Source organism: Granulosicoccus antarcticus IMCC3135 (genome assembly GCF_002215215.1).
Classification (GTDB): Bacteria; Pseudomonadota; Gammaproteobacteria; order Granulosicoccales; family Granulosicoccaceae; genus Granulosicoccus; species Granulosicoccus antarcticus.
Window position 1 is genome coordinate 1368534 of the sequence record NZ_CP018632.1, and the last position, 16446, is coordinate 1384979.

The window sequence follows — 16446 nt, forward strand, 5'->3', positions numbered from 1 at the left end:
TCTGCTGAAGAAACGGGCGAGCCTAGTGGATCATCGGGGTCTCTTTCACATGCCCGCACTGCCAATCCAGTTCATCACGGGCTTGCAGTTGTCGCATGTCCCACTGTCTTGTTGGCAGTGGTGTACCGATCTGACGCAAGATGCTCTGGAAGCCTTCTTTCTTTGACAGCAGCTTATTGACTGATTCTAACGGTAGCCAGGCGCTGAGCTGGCGTGCGCATCGCTGGGTGTCGCCGCCTGCGAATTCGGCCAGAGAGCCCAGGAACACAGCTTCATCAGCCGAGATGGCGGGGCAGCACAGGCAGCGGATGTCAGGTACGTGGGCACTGTGTCGAAGCGCTTCCACCATGTGGGCATCAACAACCGTCTGTAGTTCGGGTAGTGCCACATGCTGGCAGAGTAGAGGAACGACTCTGGCACCCAGACCGGAATAGGAGAGGGTACGCTTGCGCAGTCTGATGGTATTGAGAAGCAGGGACTCTCCCAGTGACAGTTCTTTGGTCAGTGTGACTGAGCGGTGTTCCGTCGGACCGTTGTGACTGGGCATGCCTCTCCAGCTGGGTGTAAAGACATGACTGCCACCACGCTTGAAGCACTCGGCACCGCATAGCGCGGTGGCTGCCTGACTGAAGGCTTCAAGGGTGTGCCCTTCGAGACAATGCCTGGCAATCAATGCGGCCTGTTCTGCTTGCCCGGCATTGATCTTACAAAGCATGCACAGGACGTGATTCTCAACAGTGGACAACCATTCGGGATTGGCAGGTGCACGATCGTCGTCAAAATTCTGATTCAACAAGACATCGGCGAGCATGTTGACCGCCTCGATGGTGTGTTTGCGATCAGGACCGCCGTCAATGATTCTGCCCAATGTGTCGAGAACATATCGCTCGGCAATCGGTGCTGTTGCCGAACGACCACGGGCGCGTGGTACGGCCAGTAACAAACGGGCTGGCAAAGGGAGATCGCTGAATCGTGTCTGTCTGGCGGCTGATGTGCTCATCAGGCCAGGCTGGGTCAATGCGCGAGGAGCGTTGCGCAAGGCTTCCGTGGAAATAATGACAGGATTCATGAAAGGGTCCTTTAGGCAATGTTACTAATAATCATTCTCATTCAAATTCTAGAATAATTTTCATTTCCTGTCAGCAAACAGCGGCAATGAGTTCGCAATGATGTCTCATGAGTAGCATGTCAGGGCGTATTACTCAGCTGCTTTTCTGCACAGAAGCGTAGTCTGTGTTGCACGATGGATGAGTAATGGGATGTACGGCTATGGGGTTAGTTTTTAAAGCCGCGCCGCGTTACAAGCCTGCAAGTCCTCAAATTCAGTCACTACGAGTCGAGCATGTCCCAGAAAATGAATGAATACGGTCAGCCCATTGGTGAGACGGTGAGCGAGTGGGGGCCAGCACAGCTTCCTCCAAGGGTGCTCATGCAAGGGCGATTCTGTCGACTGGAACCACTGGATATTCTGACCCATGTCGATGAGTTGTTCGAGGCTTTTTCGAGCGGGGAGGCAGGGGGGTTGTGGACCTATATGCCTATGGGGCCGTTTGCTGAGGTGGCCGAGCTGAAGAGCTGGATGGACGCTGCCTGTGCCGGTGAAGACCCTGTGTTCTATGCGGTTATCAATGAGCTGACTGGCAAGGCTGTGGGATTCGCCAGTTATTTGCGAATCAATCCCGCTGTAGGTCTGATTGAGGTTGGTTTTATAGTGTTTTCGCCGCAGTTACAAAAAACTGCCATGGCAACCGAGGCCATGTACCTGATGATGCGTTGTGTCTTTGACGAACTGGGTTATCGACGTTATGAATGGAAGTGCGATGCCCTGAATGCGCCATCACGCAAGGCGGCGCTCAGGTTCGGATTCAGCTTTGACGGCATTTTCGAACAGGCAACCATTTATAAAGGTCGCAATCGTGACACGGCCTGGTATTCAATTCTGGATAGAGACTGGCCGACAATGAAAACAGCGTTTACACAGTGGCTGGCTGAGGATAACTTTGACGAGCAAGGTCAACAGAAGCAGGTTTTGTCACAGCCTCTGGCAAAAGCACAGTCGAATCAAGTGTGACCCGACCGTGCTGCAAACTGGTTTAAAAGGCGCGTAAAGCTTGGCCGATTAAATCAGATCATTGGTCAAATCAAGAAGCTTTGTGCCATTCAAACGGCTGGAACGCCTTGTCAACGGGCGTGTTGGCCAGATGATTGGTGTAGTTGGACATGATCTTCTGAGACAGACCAAGAACCACTTCAAGTACATGGCGTTTGGTGAAGCCTGCATCCAGAAAAGTCTGTACAGCCGCATCATCAACGTTGCCACGCTCACGCACGACAATAAGCGTGAAATCTCGCAGTGCTTCCAGATGAGCATTAGGCAGTGGCGTGACGTTGCGTAGAGCTTCGGTAATGGCATCGTCGACGCCCATCATTTTGGCAATACCCGTGTGAGCCGGAACGCAGTAATGACACGCATTTTCGACATTGATTGTCTGCCAGACAACCGTCATCTCATCCTTGTCGAAGCTGGAGTTGAGGAACAGTTCATGTGCCTCTTGGTAAGCCTTGAGTAAGCCGGGTGATTCAGCCATGACAGCATGCAGGCCTGGAATCATGCCAAAGGCTTTCAGTGAGCCTTCCAGCAGTGGTTTGCTGTCTTCAGGAGCGCTTTCTATGGTATGTAGTGTGAAATCGGTCATGGGTAGTTCCTCGATAGTCAGCCCGTTGATTGGGCTAGAGTTGGAAATGATGTTGTTTAAACCTATCGGTACAAACTACTCTAATCTGAAACTTTTGGTGTATACGGATTTGTAAAGTCGCGGCTGTTTTGAATGGATCAACGCCGTGATGCTCAGGGGGACGGGCGCATCGACAGCCGGGTCGGTAATACGGTGGAGGCCTCCTTGCCTCCGGGGTCATGATGAAACATGGACCTGATGACGACACCGACACTTAATGTGCAGTGCCGGTGCGCTGGTTTCAGTCCTTAACAGCACCGATGTCGTCGCGGCGCATGCGTCGACGGATAATTCCGCCCAGCAAGATGGGCAGTACGAAGCCGGTGATTGAGACGATCCAGAGACCAATGGCCAGCGGCGAACTGAGCAGAGCGCTCCAGTCACCATCGGATATGGTCATGGCACGACGCAGATTGTCTTCCATGTTGTTGCCCAGCAGAATGCCCAGAATGACGGGTACCAGTGGAACATCGAGTTTGCGCAGTACCCAACCCAGGAGACCGAAGACGATCATGACCATCAGATCGAAAGTGGAACCTGAGATGCCATAAATACCGACAAAGGAGATCATGGCAACAATCGGCATCAGAATGCGAGGTGGAATCAGCAGCACTCTGACAAACATGCCGACCATGGGGATGTTCATGGCCAGCAACATGAAGTTGCCCAGAAACAGCGCTGCGATCAGGCCCCAGACCACATCAGGATTGGAGATGAACAGCAGTGGTCCTGGCGTGATGTTCAGTGCCAGCAACATGGCCAGAAGTACCGCTGTAGTACCCGAACCCGGTACGCCCAGTGCCAGCATGGGAACCAGAGCGCCACCCGCGGCTGCATTGTTACCCGCTTCGGGTGCCGCAACACCTCGCGGATCACCTGTGCCGAAAGTGCCATCCTTGTCGACCATTTTCTTTTCCAGTGAATAGGAAATGAAAGATCCCAGGGATGCTCCGGCACCTGGCAGTACACCAGCGATGAAGCCGATGAATGAGGAGCGCAACATGGTTGGCGTACAGCTCTTGAGCAGTGCCCAGGAAGGGGTTATGCGCCCAATGCTGACTTTTGCAGACTTGCCTTCGCCGGTACCATCACCGCGATGTTCCAGAAACAGGAAAACCTCGGACAGGGCAAACAATCCGACAATGGCCACCAGAAAGTCGATGCCGTCATACAGATGAACTTCACCGAAAGTGAATCGTGGCACACCGGTCTGTCCGTCAACGCCGACCATGGCGATCACGATACCCAGGGCCGCAGCAAATGCAGCCTTGGCCTGATTTTTCGAAGTGATGCCACCCAGAGTGGCAAAAGCCAGGGCAAACAGAGCAAAGTATTCAGCCGGTCCAAACAACAGGGCAACCTTGACCAGTTGTGGGGCAAGAAATACCAACCCCCAGGTGGCAAAGAAGGCCCCGACAAATGAGGCCACCCCTGATAGAGACAGGGCTTCTCCGGCGCGTCCCTGCTGCGCCATCGGATAGCCATCCAGTGTGGTCATCAACGCCGGTTCGTCCCCCGGAATGTTGAGCAAGATCGAAGAGATACGCCCACCGTACATCGCTCCGTAATAAACGGAGGTCAGTAGAATCATGGCGGCCGTAGGTTCCAGTCCCAGCGTGAAGGCCAGGGGTATGAGTATGGCGACACCGTTGGATGGGCCAAGTCCGGGAAGGGCGCCGATGATGGTGCCCAGAAAGCAGCCTACAAAGGCCAGAAATATATGCTGCCACGTCAATGCAACGGCAAAGCCGTTGAGCAGGGAGTTTAGTGATTCCATCAGGATAGGTGCTCGCTAGAATCCAAACGGGCCGCGCGCTAGCGACAGTCCGAGAATCAGGTGAAAGACGGTGTAGATACCAATTGAGGTCAGTGTTCCGGAGACAATCGACCATAACGGCGTCGTGCCTAGTCGCCAGGTCAGGAAGGCGGCGGCAACAGCGGTTGCAATCAGAAATCCGGCAATAGGCAGAGCCAGGGCGTAAGCCACCATGACACCGGCAGCAGCGAGTATTTCCATCATCCGGCCAAGACGTGGCCACTCTGGCTCCACATCGGGTTTGAAGATGATAAACACGCTGGATATGGCCATGACGATGGCAATGATGATTGGAAAGGTTCTCGGACCGACCGGATCCGATATAAAACTCAGTTCAATGTGGAAGGCCGCCCAGATGAAAAGCGACGCGAACAAAAGTCCGACGCCACCAAAGATGCGATCACTCATGATGAAAAACTCTGGAGTAGGGTGTTTTAAGGGGGAGCAGAGGGGCGACAGAGGGCGGTGCGTTACACCTGAGCCTCGTTCACGTCGCCCGTCTGCCAAGAGCCTGAAAACAGGCTCCTGGTTACAACTACTTGATCAGGCCAATCTGCTTGGAAAGCTCAGTGATCGAGGCTACTGAGTCAGCCACAAAGGCTTGAAAATCATCACCTTGCAAGTCAAGTGGCGCCAGGCCGCTGTCTGCCATTTCCTGCTTCCATTCGTCAGAAGCGTAGACCTTGCCGACTGTTTCTACCCAATAGTCATAAGCTTCATCACTCATGCCGCCCGGGGCATAGAAGCCGCGCCAGTTTGCACCGATCACATCAACACCCTGTTCTCTGGCTGTCGGGAAAGCGGCGAAATCACCGGCGAGACGCTCAGGTGCCAGTACGGCGATGACACGGATGTCACCAGAATCTACAAAACCCTTGGCTTCGGAGGCGTCGCCCGTGAAGGCCTGTACAGAACCACCGAGTACTTGCGTGATGGCCTCGCCACCGCCGTCAAAAGCTACGTATTTGACAGTACGGACATCTTCGATACCGGCTTTGTTAGCTGCCAACAGTACTTTCAGGTGATCCCATCCACCCACCGCTGAACCACCGGCGATTGCCACTGATCGTGGATCGGTCTTGATCTGGTCAAGCAGTTCGGGCAAGGTTTTGATGGGGCTGTCCTGAGCGACGGCGATGATGCCATAGTCGGCGCCAACGGAGCCAATCCAGCGAACCTGACTCATATCGTTGCCAGGATACGCACCCTGGGCCAGTCGAGTCGCGGTCGCAGAAGAGGCTGCTACAATCAGATCGTTGTCACTGTTACGCTTGTTGACTACGGCTGCAAACGCAACGCCACCGCCGCCGCCAGACATGTTAGTGACCTGAAGTGTGCCGGGAATGGCTTCCAGATCCTGCATGGTCTTGCCAACTTGACGACAAGTGAAATCCCAACCGCCGCCCGGATCAGCCGGTGCAATGCATTCGGTGTTTTCAGGTTCGTAGGCCTGCAGGCTGGTGCTTGCGAGCAGGGCGAGAGACGCCAGAAGCAGTCTGTTCTTGTTCCGAGTGATAATCATTTATTATTCCTGTGGTGAGTCAGTTCCGCCATTTCAGCAATTCATCTGTGACGGCACGTCGTATGTTTTATACTTTGAACCTGTCATGAGCCTGTCAGTGAGATGAATCCATCGATCAATCGACTGACGAAAAGCCTGTCTTTACAGCCTTGCTGCTGTCCGGAGATCTGATCAAATGCGCCTGTTGCTGGTAGAGGACACGCCAGATGTTGCCGAAGCCATCGCTGTGAGTTTTGCGCGTGCGGGAGACACACTGGATTGTGCCGCTGATCTGAAACAGGCGCGCGCCAGTCTCCACGTGCAGCAATACGATGTCCTGATCCTTGATATCAATCTGCCCGATGGCAGCGGTCGAGATCTGTTGGCCGAACTGCGTCGCGAGCGCAACGCCGTTCCGGTGCTGATGCTCACCGCCAGGCTGGGTATCGAGGAGCGTGTCGCCTCCCTTGATGGTGGTGCCGATGACTACCTGACCAAACCCTTTGATCTGCGCGAGTTGCAGGCGCGGGTTCGAGCCCTGCATCGGCGTTCGCCGGCGGTGCGCGAACCGACCATTGAGTTCGGTTCGCTGGTGATTGATGTTGCCGGCAAGACACTGACGTGCAACGGTGATGCTCTCGTTCTGACTCGACGTGAATTCAGTCTGCTCGAAGCACTACTTGATCGTCGTGGCAGGGTGGCTTCGAAGGAGCATATTCTGAGTCGCATGTTCTCGTTCGATGAGGCAGAAGTGGGAACCAATGCCATTGAGCTTTATGTGTCGCGCTTGCGGCGTAAACTGGCAGGCAGTCAGGTTGCCATTCGTACGTTGCGTGGTCTTGGGTACCAGCTTGTTGATGAAGCCTGAATCCGGCACCTCGCTGACTCGGCGTCTGGCCTTGTCGATTTCAATGTTGCTGATTGCAGGTGGCGCGCTGGTCAGTCTGGCGGCGCTGGCCTACGGACGCCAGGCGGCACAGACAGCCTTTGATCGTTTGCTACTGGGATCCGCCCGTCAGATAGAGGCGAGCACCAGTGTACTGGATGGTCAGGTGATGGCCGATATTCCAGTCTCGGCATTTGAACTGTTGGCACTGGCACCTGAGGACCGGGTCGTCTATCGTATCGTTGGTCATGATGGCAAGACGTTGACCGGTTATGACTCTCTGGTCATTCCAAAAGAGAACATGGCTGAAGTGGCTTACTACGATCTGGAGTTCGGCGGAGAGCCGATTCGGGTCGTTGCCTTGTCACACCGATTTGCCGAACGAGCATTCAGCGGCACCATTCAAGTGCTGGTAGGCCATACCTTGCGGGCACGCAAAGCGCTGGCTCAGGAATTGGTGGGCAGTGCCATACTTGTAGTGGCGCTGGTGGGCGTGAGCATGGCAGGCCTTGCCATTTTTGCAGTTTATTCGGCGTTACGCCCATTGCACCGTATTGAACGCAGTTTCAGCTCTCGCGATCCACGCGATCTGACCCCCCTTGACGTTGCGGTGCCCAGTGAGCTGACCCCGGTGGTGAATGCCATCAATCGGTTCATGTCACGTCTGGGTCGACAGATGGAGACGACAAATAATCTCATTGCAGACTCGGCTCACCAACTGCGTACCCCCGTGGCGGCCCTGCGAGCGCAGACCGAACTAGCCACCGAAGAGTCTGACCCTGCGGCTCTGGCCAAGGCACTGGCCAGGATTCATGCACGCAGTCGCAGCCTGAGTCGGCTCACTGATCAATTGCTGAATCGTGCGCTGGTCATTCATCGTAATGATTCGGCTGTTCGAACCCTGGTTGATGTCCGCACTGTCGCTATTGAAACTGTCGATGAGTTCGATATCGACAGTCAGGGTCGATCCCGGGAGCTCAGACTTCAGCTTCCTGAGCATGCTGTGTGGGTGCGTGGCGATGTGCTATCGCTGCGCGAAGCCTGCAAGAATCTTGTCAATAATGCCTTTGCGCATGGTCAGCCGCCGGTAACGCTGAGCGTCTTTGCGGAGCAGGGCAAGGTCATACTGGCGGTGGAAGATCGGGGCAAAGGCATGGATCCGCAGACGACATCGAGGGCAGGAGAGCGCTTTTTACAGTCAGAAGAGACTGGGCGATCCGGTAGTGGCATTGGTCTGGCCATTGTTCATGAGGTGACCCGGGCACACGAGGGAAGCTTGCGATATTCGGTAGATGAGGTGCAGGGTTTCAAGGTATCCATGGTGCTACCTGGAGAGAATAATGCCAGCAAAGACTGATCGAAGTTCTGTCCGCCGCTGGTGCCTCATCTTGTGTCTGCTGGTACTATCCGCAAGCGCCTGTGCTCTGGAAGATGTACGCGAGTTTGGTGTCGAGAATGCCTCTCGCACACTGTTGGTCAGAGGCACTACTGATATCGAAGCGTTTGCACCCGTGATGCTGGCGTTTCTTGAAACCAGTGTCGACACGCGCATTCGCTACGAGCAATGGGGCTCGAATGCGCTATTCGAGAAAACCGACAATCAATGCCGTCAATCAGAGGCGGGTGCCGATGTGGTGATCAGCTCGGCCATCGACCAGCAAGTCAAGCTGGTCAATGATGGTTGCGCCCAGGCTCATCGTTCTGTCTACACACGACGCCTGCCTGAACATGCCATCTGGCGTGATGAGCTTTTCGGCATAACGCTGGAACCTGCGGTGCTGGTTTATAACCGGGAGCAGTTGTCGGAAGATGAGGTGCCGCTCAGTCGGTTCGATCTTATTGACCGACTGCGTCCCAACGACAGTCGCTTTGCGGGACGCGTGGCCACCTACGATATCGAGAAATCTGGTCTGGGGTATTTATTCGCCTTTGCAGACGCGCAGCAAGCCAGTACTTTTGGAGCCCTGCTCGAAGCTTTCGGCCGCACCGGTGCTGTTGCTACCTGCTGTTCTGCCGAGCTTATCGATGCCGTTGCCGAGGGACGTTTTCTGGTCGCATACAACGTTCTGGGTTCGTATGCACTGGCGCGAGCCGCCACAGATTCTCGTATTGGCATTGTCGCGCCACAGGACTACACCTTGACCTTGTCTCGGGGAGCGATGATTCCCAAGGGGACCAGACAAATCGAGATAGCGCGTGCATTCCTGGATTTTCTGCTATCCGACAACGGGCGGGCAGTGCTCAGCCAGTCGCATTTGATTGCAACTTTCGATGACAGTGATACGGCAGATTTTCCATCGCTAGAAGGTGCCATTCCTGTATTGAGACCCATACCGCTGTCGCCGACGCTACTGGTCGGGCTGGATCAGATGAAGCGTGAGCTTTTCATTCGTCAGTGGCGTGAAAAGATGGTGTTGCTGCCAGACGAAAATGAGTAAGAGTATTTGTCATCCGGGCTGTAAAAGTTACCGATTGCCATGACGTCATGCCAACTAACTCATCCTCTGGCGGTGCTGATTGTAGAATAAGAGAACATCACCAATGGTCGAATGCCACTCTTGAAGCCTTTTGGACGTTTATTCCTCACAATCTTTCTGCCCGTTTTTCTGTTCTTCAATACGGGGTTCGCTGTGGCTGCATCCAAAGTCGAGATCCTGCACTGGGGTGATGACTGGTCCATTGAAGTGGACGGTCAGCCCTTCGAGCTAAAAGGCGCGGGTATGGGGTACTCCGATGAAGCCGGTATTGCCATTCTGGCTAAAGCCGGTGGCAACGCTTTTCGTACCTGGGGCACCGAGCATCTGGATGTGCAACTGGCGGCAGCCGAACGTCATGGACTCAAGGTGTTGGTAGGTCTCGACATGCAAAAGCAGCTACAAGGTTTTGATTACAACGACAGCGCTGCCGTGGCTGCCCAGCTGGCCATGCTGAAAGCCAGTATTGATCGCTACAAGTCGCATCCGAGCTTGTTGGGCTGGATCATTGCCAACGAGCCGAACCTCATGATTGGTGCCGATGGTGGTGCGGTGCAGCCAAACCCGAAGGTCTACGCGGCGATGGGGGATGTTCTGGATTACATTCATGAGCACGACCCTGATCATCCGGCAACCGTGGCATTCGCCTTCACCGGGACACTGGCAGACGACGTCAATCTGGCTTTAAAATCCATGCCGACACTCGATTTTCTGTCATTTCAAGCTTACGGTGCTCTACCGGCCATTGCGCCCTTGGTTGAAGAACTCGCTGTCGAACTGCCGTATATGGTCACTGAGTTCGGACCGTTGGGACACTGGGAAATGCCAGCGACGCAATGGGGGCGTGAAATTGAAGAGGCTAGTGGCGCCAAGGCTGCTGGTCTGGTTGATCGGATGTATCAGGCCGGACTGAACAATCCAGAAGGACAGCTACTGGGCGGCTTTGCCTTTCTTTGGGGGCACAAGCAGGAACGCACACCAACCTGGTATGGCCTGTTTACCGAAGATGGCGGTCGCACCGCTGCGGTGGATGAGCTTACCCGTCTGTGGACAGGTCAATATTCTGAGCAACGGGCCCCTTCGGCATGGGGCCTGAGGCTGAATGAACTGCAGGCGACAGAAAATATTGTGCTGGCGCCCGGTGAGTCGGTACATGCCAGGCTGCAGGCGAGTGATCCTGAAGGCGACTCCCTGAGTATTCGCTGGCAACTCATGCATGAGGTGCAGGCGCGCAGTCATGGTGGTCATTTTGAGGCGGAACCTGATGCGGTGAGGCTTGATGCTGGAAAAACCACCAGCGTCGGTGATGTCCATGAAATGATGCTGCGGGCACCGCTGCAGCCGGGAGAGTATCGGCTCTACGCCTGGGCGCAAGATGGCTCTGGGGGAGTGGCCACGGCAAACTTTCCATTTCTGGTGGCCGCTCCCTGAGGGAGTAATCAGTGACGCTCAGACAAGAGACCTGTCACTTGGTCTCCTGTTTTCAAGCTTCGTCCCAGACGACCCTGAAGCTCTGATGTGTTGTGGTGCTATCCGGAGTTGAACCTGTTCGAGCCGCTATCCGGTAACGATAACAATAACTCTTGTGGCACAAGAAGGACCCACCCTTGGCCAGTTTGTAGTCTTTCATCGAGCGTATGCGTGAGCGGGCCTTCGGGTTGCGGGATTTGTTGCTGTAGTTATCCGCTGTCCACTCCCAGACATTACCGCACAGGTTGTACAGTTCATAACCGTTGGGTTCGAAAGAGCGAGCTGGTGCGGTGCTCAGGTAGCCATCGGCTCCGGAGTTGGTATCGGGAAAAGTCCCCTGCCAGATATTACAAGGCAGGGTGTCGGTGTCGTCCGGCTCTGTATCTCCCCAGGGAAATTTGACATCGCCCAGCCCGCCGCGGGCCGCATGTTCCCACTCCGCTTCGCTGGGCAGTCGACCGCCGGCCCACCGGGCATAGATCGTCGCATCATTCCACGACACATGTACCACCGGATGATCAGGATGCCAGCCCCTAGCCTGGGTTCCCGGGCCATTCACATCTCGCCAGTTAGCTCCGTTGACCCGCCGCCACCATTCGATGCCCGGTATTCCTTGCGTACGCTCAATGTCTTCGGGTACCTGTTGCCAGAACACATACGACCAGCCAAAACGTTCTGCTTCAGTGACATACCGGGTCTGTTCGATGAATTGAAGAAACTGGGTATTGCTTATCGCGGTCTGGCTGATACGGAACGGTTTCATACGAACGCGACGCAGTGGCGTTTCGCCATCATCGCGAACCCCCGGATCTGAGGTGCCTACCAAGGCGCTACCACCGGGAATCGATCGGGCTGCTGGTCTGAGTGATACTTCACAGCGCAGCGTGCTGAATGCGGCCGAAACGCCAGGGCTTGTCGCTTGCTCGCCGCGCACAGGCGCGCAGCAGGCATGTTCGGAACCGGTGTCGAACTGGCTGACAGCCGGAGCGGGCCTGGTCGGGGAGCAGCAACTGTCGCTGTGCGTGGCAACTGCCTGCAAGCGACGATCACTGGAGGCGTTGTTGCACTTCGCAGGGATCATTCGTATTCCCATTTGTGCAACCATGGATCGTCGGTCAACGACTGGTAATGCCGGATTCTTGCGCAGAAATGCTCGACCAGCTCGGCTCTGTCGGGCAAGGCTGCCAGGTTGACAAGTTCGTCCGGATCCTCTTCCAGGTCGTATAGTTCAAATTTCGGTCGGTTCAGATAATGTTCCATTTCCCGATGACCGATCGTTGTACCTGCACGGCGAGCACTTTGCCAGGATGCGGAAGACCACAAGTCGGCTGCCGTAGGAAAGGTAATCTGCCAGGCGATGTTGTAGATGAATTTATATTGCTGTGTCCTGATCACGCGCATCGGGTAGTAGTTGGTGATCTGGTGAAACGAGTGCGCTGCAAACAGCTCCTCGCGCCAGTGATAAGCGTCAGAATCATTCAGGGTCGGAATGATGCTGCTGCCCAGCATGCGCGGATCCTCTGGAAGTGTTGCTCCGGCGAAGTCCAGAATGGTCGGAACGATATCGGCCCAGTTCACCAGTGCCTTGTTTCTGGTTCCGGCGGCGGCCGTGTGCAATGGGCTGTAGAGAATGAAAGGCAGTCGCATGCCTGGCTCGTAAAGAGTGGTCTTGGCGACCGGAAAAGCACCACCGTTATCGGAGATATAGAGTATGACGGTGTTGTCCATCTGCCCGCATGCTTCCAGATGATGAATCAGACGTCCCACACCTCGGTCCAGGCGATGGATGGATTGGTAGTACTCGGCAATCTCTGCTCGTGTGCCGGCGGTGTCTTCCAGGTACTCGGGAACCACGATGGTGTCAGGGTCGAAAAATACTTCCTCGTCGTCGGGAAAGTTTTCTGGCGGATTGCCAAAGTCATCCGGTTTTAGAGGATGGTCCAGTCGTAGCTTTTCGCGATGCGGATTGTAGGAGGCGTAATAAAGGAAGAAGGGCTCTTCGGTATCGGCGCTTACAAATGGCTGGCAGCGATCAGCCTTCCAGATATCGTCCCGTAAACGTCTGAACTCCTCGTCATCGTCATGTGTATGCTCGGACGCATCGTCATAGGAGGCAACGCTTTTGGTTGACTCGTTCGGATCCCAGTCGAATGGAAACTGTTCCACGGGACGATAGTGTTGCTTGCCGATTCTGCCGGTTCGATAGCCGGCCTGCTTGAGATAGACAGGCAGGGTAGTAATGCCTGCAGCCAGTGAGAAGTTGTGGGGGGAGTGAGTATGGCCGAACGTACGGTTCGTATGATTGTGCAGTCCGGTCAGGATGACAGATCGTGAGGAGGCGCAGGAGGCCGTGGTACAAAAGGCGGTGTCGAATACGACCCCCTTGTTTGCCAGTGCGTCCAGGTTCGGTGTTTGCACCACGGCGTTGCCATAACAGCCCAGTGCCTCTCGGCCATGGTCGTCACTGACAATCAGGATGATATTGGGGCGTTTTCGATCAGGTTTTTGCATGGAAGTCATGTCACGTGTTTGTACATCTGGAAAATGATCTGATGGAGTCGCGTTAGCGAGTAGTCTGCGAGCAGGCTAGCGTTTCCTTTTTCGTAGCGAGGAGACAAGAGGCAATAGTAATGCGATGGCCGTTAGCCCAATGAAGAAGGTAAAGATAGGCTTTTGGAAAAAAAGCCAGACATTGCCGTCACTGAGCAACAAGCCTCTGCGCAAGCTCTCCTCGAAGGGTTTTCCCAACACAAAGCCAATGACAACAGGGGCGAGCTGATAGCCGCCATAACGCATCAGCAAACCGATGCCGCCAGCAATGATGGCGATAAAGATATCCATGACGCTGGATCGTACCGTGTAGGCACCCACCAGTGACAGCATTACCACCATGGGCATCAGAATCGAGGCCGGTATTCTCAGGACGCGGGTGAATAACTGTGCGCTGAGTGCTCCCACCAGCAGAATAAGCAGATTGGCGAACAGCAGTGCCATGAACATCATGTTGACCAGTACGGGCTCGTCGACATACAGCCGAACGCCAGGGGTAACACCATGTATTATCAGCGCACCTATCAGGACGGCTGTGCCGCCGTCACCCGGAATACCCAAAGCCAGAGTCGGTACCAGCGCACCTCCTGTGACAGCGTTGTTGGAGGCCTCGGATGCAATAAGGCCATCCGGTTCTCCCTTGCCAAAGTTCTCCCGGTTGGGTGATGAGCGCTTGCCATCGGCGTAGCTGACAAAGGCCGCTGTGACGGCACCGACGCCGGGCAATATGCCGATGAACGAGCCTATGGCGCTGGCTCGAATCAGTGGCATCTTTCTGCTTTTCCATTCCTGCCAGCTCGGAAAACTGAAACCGATCTTGCTGGGCACCAGTGACGCTGTCTTGTCTCCGGTACAGGTCTGATGCAGCACTTCGGAAAGCGCGAAAACGCCGATCAGAATAGGTACGACATGGAATCCGGCTGTCAGCTCGAAGTAATCAAAGTCGAAACGCGAGCTTCCGGTGAAGGCATCCTGGCCGACGGTTGAAAGAAACAAGCCGAGCAAGGCGGCAATAAGGCCCTTGACCGTGTTGCCTTGCGAGACCCATGCAATCGTTGTCATCGAGAAGATGATGAGAGCCAGTATTTCGATCGATCCGAACTTGATGGCAACCTGGGACAGGGGCGGGGCGGCAACCATCAGGATAATCACCGAGAAGATACCGCCGAAAACAGATGCCCCCGTGGCCCAGCCCAGAGCTCTGTCTGCCTTGCCCTGTTGTGCCATGGGGTAGCCATCAAGAACCGTTGCGGCCGATTGCGGAGTGCCGGGTACATTGATGAGTATGGCGCTGATAGAGCCGCCGTAAACCGATGATACATACACAGATAGCAACAGGACGATAGCCGGGCCACTGTCGAGGGCGAAAGTCAGTGGCAGCATCATCGCCAGAGCCACGACGGTACCAAGACCAGGCATGGCGCCGACAAAGGTACCGATGACGACACCACTGACTAGTGCCGTTATTCCCTGTACGTTGAATATGAGTGCCAGTGCTAGATAGAGATCTTGCATGTCTGGGTGTCAACCTTGTAAAAGTATGCCTGCAGGCAGGCTGAGTTCAGCCAGCTGCACGATGATGTACCAGGTGGCTAAGGGGGCCAGCAGGCCGACAATCAGTAGTGCCAGCTTGTTGCGACAGCCCATGGTCCACCCGGTAGTGAGTATGCCAAGGGCCATGGTTGCGTAAAATCCGAGCGTATCCTGAATACTGGCCATCACCAGCAAGATGAAAAATACCGTCATGACCCGAATGATGGCCCTCTTGCGCTCCTGCTTGTCGACAGCTTGGGCACCATCGGCTCGCGTGCCAGCTGGCATTCTCAAGGCACGCACAAGCAACAAGGTTGCCAGCGTGAACAGCAGTATCAACAGAATTCGAGGTACGAAGACGGTGGATATCTCGTCGGGGTCCGAAAAGGCTGTGTAGCGATCGCTGAAAGTGTGTAACAGCAATAAGCCTGAGATCAGCAGAAAAGTAATCGCCGAACAGATGTTGTTGCGGCGACTCACTGCATATCCGGTATGTTCAGTCATGTGCTGATAATTTTCCGGAGTAGTTACTTGCCAAGACCCAGGCTATTCAGAAGCTCACCATTGGTCTGGTATTGTTTCTGAAAGAAAGCCGCAAAATCAGGTTTGTTCAGGTACTTGATGTTCCAGCCAACCTTCGCGATACCGTCGACGAACTCGGGTGAGCTCGCTGTGGCCTCACAGGCTTCGGCCAGAGAATCGACAACCTCGGCAGGCGTGTCCTTGGGGGCAAACAAGCCAAACCAGGTGCCCAGATCCAGCTCAGAGCCGTTTACTTCTTTGATGGAGCGTGTATCGGGCAGCTCGGCTACTCTCTCCGGGGCCAGTATCATCAGTGGAGTCAAGCCCAGTTGCTTGCCCGAGCCGAACGTTTCGACAGTGAAGTCGACTTCCTTGCCCAGTACCGCCTTGCTGGCGCTGGCTCCGCCTTCAAAGGGAATGAAGGAGAATTCGACACCGAACTCCTTGGCCAGTGCCGCCTGGGCCATGTGGGGCACGGATCCCTTGGGCGGACCAGCTACCGTTATTTTGCCCGCTCGGGCAGCATCCATCAGTGCTTCGATGCTCTGGTATTGGCTCTCGGGATGTACCAGTACTGCCAGCGGGCTCTTGACCAGAAGGCAGACCTCCTCCCAGCTATCATCGCCATAGGGCAGGTTCTTGCGATGAGGTTGCGTGGTGGCAGTGCCGATGGGCAGTACCCCAATGGTGTATCCATCAGGTTTGGATCTGGCCAGCTGGGAGGTGCCAATGGTGCCGCCGGCGCCACTGATGTTCTTGACGACAAAGTTGGCATCGTAGTGTTTTTCGAAACCGGCAGCCATGAGTCGTCCGGTTGCATCTACACCACCGCCCGGATCGAAGGGAATGATGACGTCGACGCGCTTGGATGGATAATCATCCTGGGCATGGACGGTGACAGCGGTGAGGCACAATGCAGTGGCTACGCTCAAGGCAAGTAACTTCATGGATACGTTCTC

Annotated in this window: 15 protein-coding genes; 5 read left to right on the forward strand and 10 right to left on the reverse strand. The window is 55.0% G+C overall.

Features of this window, described 5'->3' with window-relative positions; translation table 11 throughout:
- Positions 1-22: 22 nt before the first annotated feature.
- Entirely contained in the window at positions 23-1069 is a 1047-nt protein-coding gene (locus IMCC3135_RS05860) for a hypothetical protein (protein WP_088916754.1), read from the reverse strand.
- Positions 1070-1342: 273 nt separating this feature from the next.
- Here IMCC3135_RS05860 and IMCC3135_RS05865 point away from each other — a divergent pair, with 273 nt between their 5' ends.
- Positions 1343-2071: a GNAT family N-acetyltransferase gene (locus tag IMCC3135_RS05865; protein WP_088916755.1), complete on the forward strand. Its 729-nt coding sequence runs from the start codon at positions 1343-1345 to the stop codon at positions 2069-2071.
- 70 nt (positions 2072-2141) lie between these two features.
- Here IMCC3135_RS05865 and IMCC3135_RS05870 read toward each other — a convergent pair whose 3' ends face one another.
- The 4 genes from IMCC3135_RS05870 to IMCC3135_RS05885 form a co-directional block, all read right to left on the reverse strand.
- On the reverse strand, positions 2142-2696 hold the full coding sequence (locus IMCC3135_RS05870; protein WP_088916756.1) for a carboxymuconolactone decarboxylase family protein: 555 nt from the start codon (positions 2694-2696) through the stop codon (positions 2142-2144).
- A 280-nt stretch (positions 2697-2976) separates the two neighbouring features.
- Positions 2977-4512 carry a tripartite tricarboxylate transporter permease gene (locus IMCC3135_RS05875; RefSeq protein WP_088916757.1) on the reverse strand — a complete coding sequence of 512 codons (1536 nt, stop codon included), beginning with the start codon at positions 4510-4512 and terminating at the stop codon, positions 2977-2979.
- 15 nt (positions 4513-4527) lie between these two features.
- Positions 4528-4959, reverse strand: coding sequence for a tripartite tricarboxylate transporter TctB family protein (locus IMCC3135_RS05880; RefSeq protein ID WP_088916758.1), 432 nt, complete (start codon positions 4957-4959; stop codon positions 4528-4530).
- A 127-nt stretch (positions 4960-5086) separates the two neighbouring features.
- Positions 5087-6073, reverse strand: a complete 987-nt coding sequence (locus tag IMCC3135_RS05885) for a Bug family tripartite tricarboxylate transporter substrate binding protein (RefSeq protein WP_088916759.1) — start codon at positions 6071-6073, stop codon at positions 5087-5089.
- A gap of 175 nt (positions 6074-6248) precedes the next feature.
- Here IMCC3135_RS05885 and IMCC3135_RS05890 point away from each other — a divergent pair, with 175 nt between their 5' ends.
- The 4 genes from IMCC3135_RS05890 to IMCC3135_RS05905 all read left to right on the forward strand — a co-directional run bounded on the left by IMCC3135_RS05890 (position 6249) and on the right by IMCC3135_RS05905 (position 10843).
- Positions 6249-6920, forward strand: a complete 672-nt coding sequence (locus IMCC3135_RS05890) for a response regulator transcription factor (protein ID WP_088916760.1) — start codon at positions 6249-6251, stop codon at positions 6918-6920.
- Positions 6910-8295 (forward strand): sensor histidine kinase, encoded by a 1386-nt coding sequence (locus tag IMCC3135_RS05895; protein WP_205737925.1) that lies wholly within the window; start codon positions 6910-6912, stop codon positions 8293-8295. The genes IMCC3135_RS05890 and IMCC3135_RS05895 overlap by 11 nt, the downstream gene beginning before the upstream one ends.
- The gene (locus tag IMCC3135_RS05900; RefSeq protein ID WP_088916761.1) at positions 8279-9376 is read left to right on the forward strand and encodes an ABC transporter substrate-binding protein; all 1098 of its coding nucleotides are present in this window, start codon (positions 8279-8281) and stop codon (positions 9374-9376) included. Before IMCC3135_RS05895 ends, IMCC3135_RS05900 begins: the two co-directional genes overlap by 17 nt.
- 120 nt (positions 9377-9496) lie before the next feature.
- Positions 9497-10843, forward strand: a complete 1347-nt coding sequence (locus IMCC3135_RS05905) for a glycoside hydrolase 5 family protein (RefSeq protein WP_169727413.1) — start codon at positions 9497-9499, stop codon at positions 10841-10843.
- A 52-nt stretch (positions 10844-10895) separates the two neighbouring features.
- Here the strand turns inward: IMCC3135_RS05905 and IMCC3135_RS05910 are convergent, their stop codons facing one another.
- The 5 genes from IMCC3135_RS05910 to IMCC3135_RS05930 form a co-directional block, all read right to left on the reverse strand.
- The gene (locus IMCC3135_RS05910; RefSeq protein WP_088916763.1) at positions 10896-11963 is read right to left on the reverse strand and encodes a formylglycine-generating enzyme family protein; all 1068 of its coding nucleotides are present in this window, start codon (positions 11961-11963) and stop codon (positions 10896-10898) included.
- The gene (locus tag IMCC3135_RS05915; RefSeq protein ID WP_088916764.1) at positions 11960-13402 is read right to left on the reverse strand and encodes a sulfatase family protein; all 1443 of its coding nucleotides are present in this window, start codon (positions 13400-13402) and stop codon (positions 11960-11962) included. The genes IMCC3135_RS05910 and IMCC3135_RS05915 overlap by 4 nt, the downstream gene beginning before the upstream one ends.
- 66 nt (positions 13403-13468) lie before the next feature.
- A complete protein-coding gene (locus IMCC3135_RS05920) occupies positions 13469-14947 on the reverse strand; it encodes a tripartite tricarboxylate transporter permease (protein ID WP_088916765.1) in 1479 nt (492 codons plus the stop codon).
- A 9-nt stretch (positions 14948-14956) separates the two neighbouring features.
- The gene (locus IMCC3135_RS05925) at positions 14957-15469 is read right to left on the reverse strand and encodes a tripartite tricarboxylate transporter TctB family protein (RefSeq protein ID WP_088916766.1); all 513 of its coding nucleotides are present in this window, start codon (positions 15467-15469) and stop codon (positions 14957-14959) included.
- 23 nt (positions 15470-15492) lie between these two features.
- Entirely contained in the window at positions 15493-16434 is a 942-nt protein-coding gene (locus IMCC3135_RS05930; RefSeq protein WP_088916767.1) for a Bug family tripartite tricarboxylate transporter substrate binding protein, read from the reverse strand.
- Positions 16435-16446: the final 12 nt, after the last annotated feature.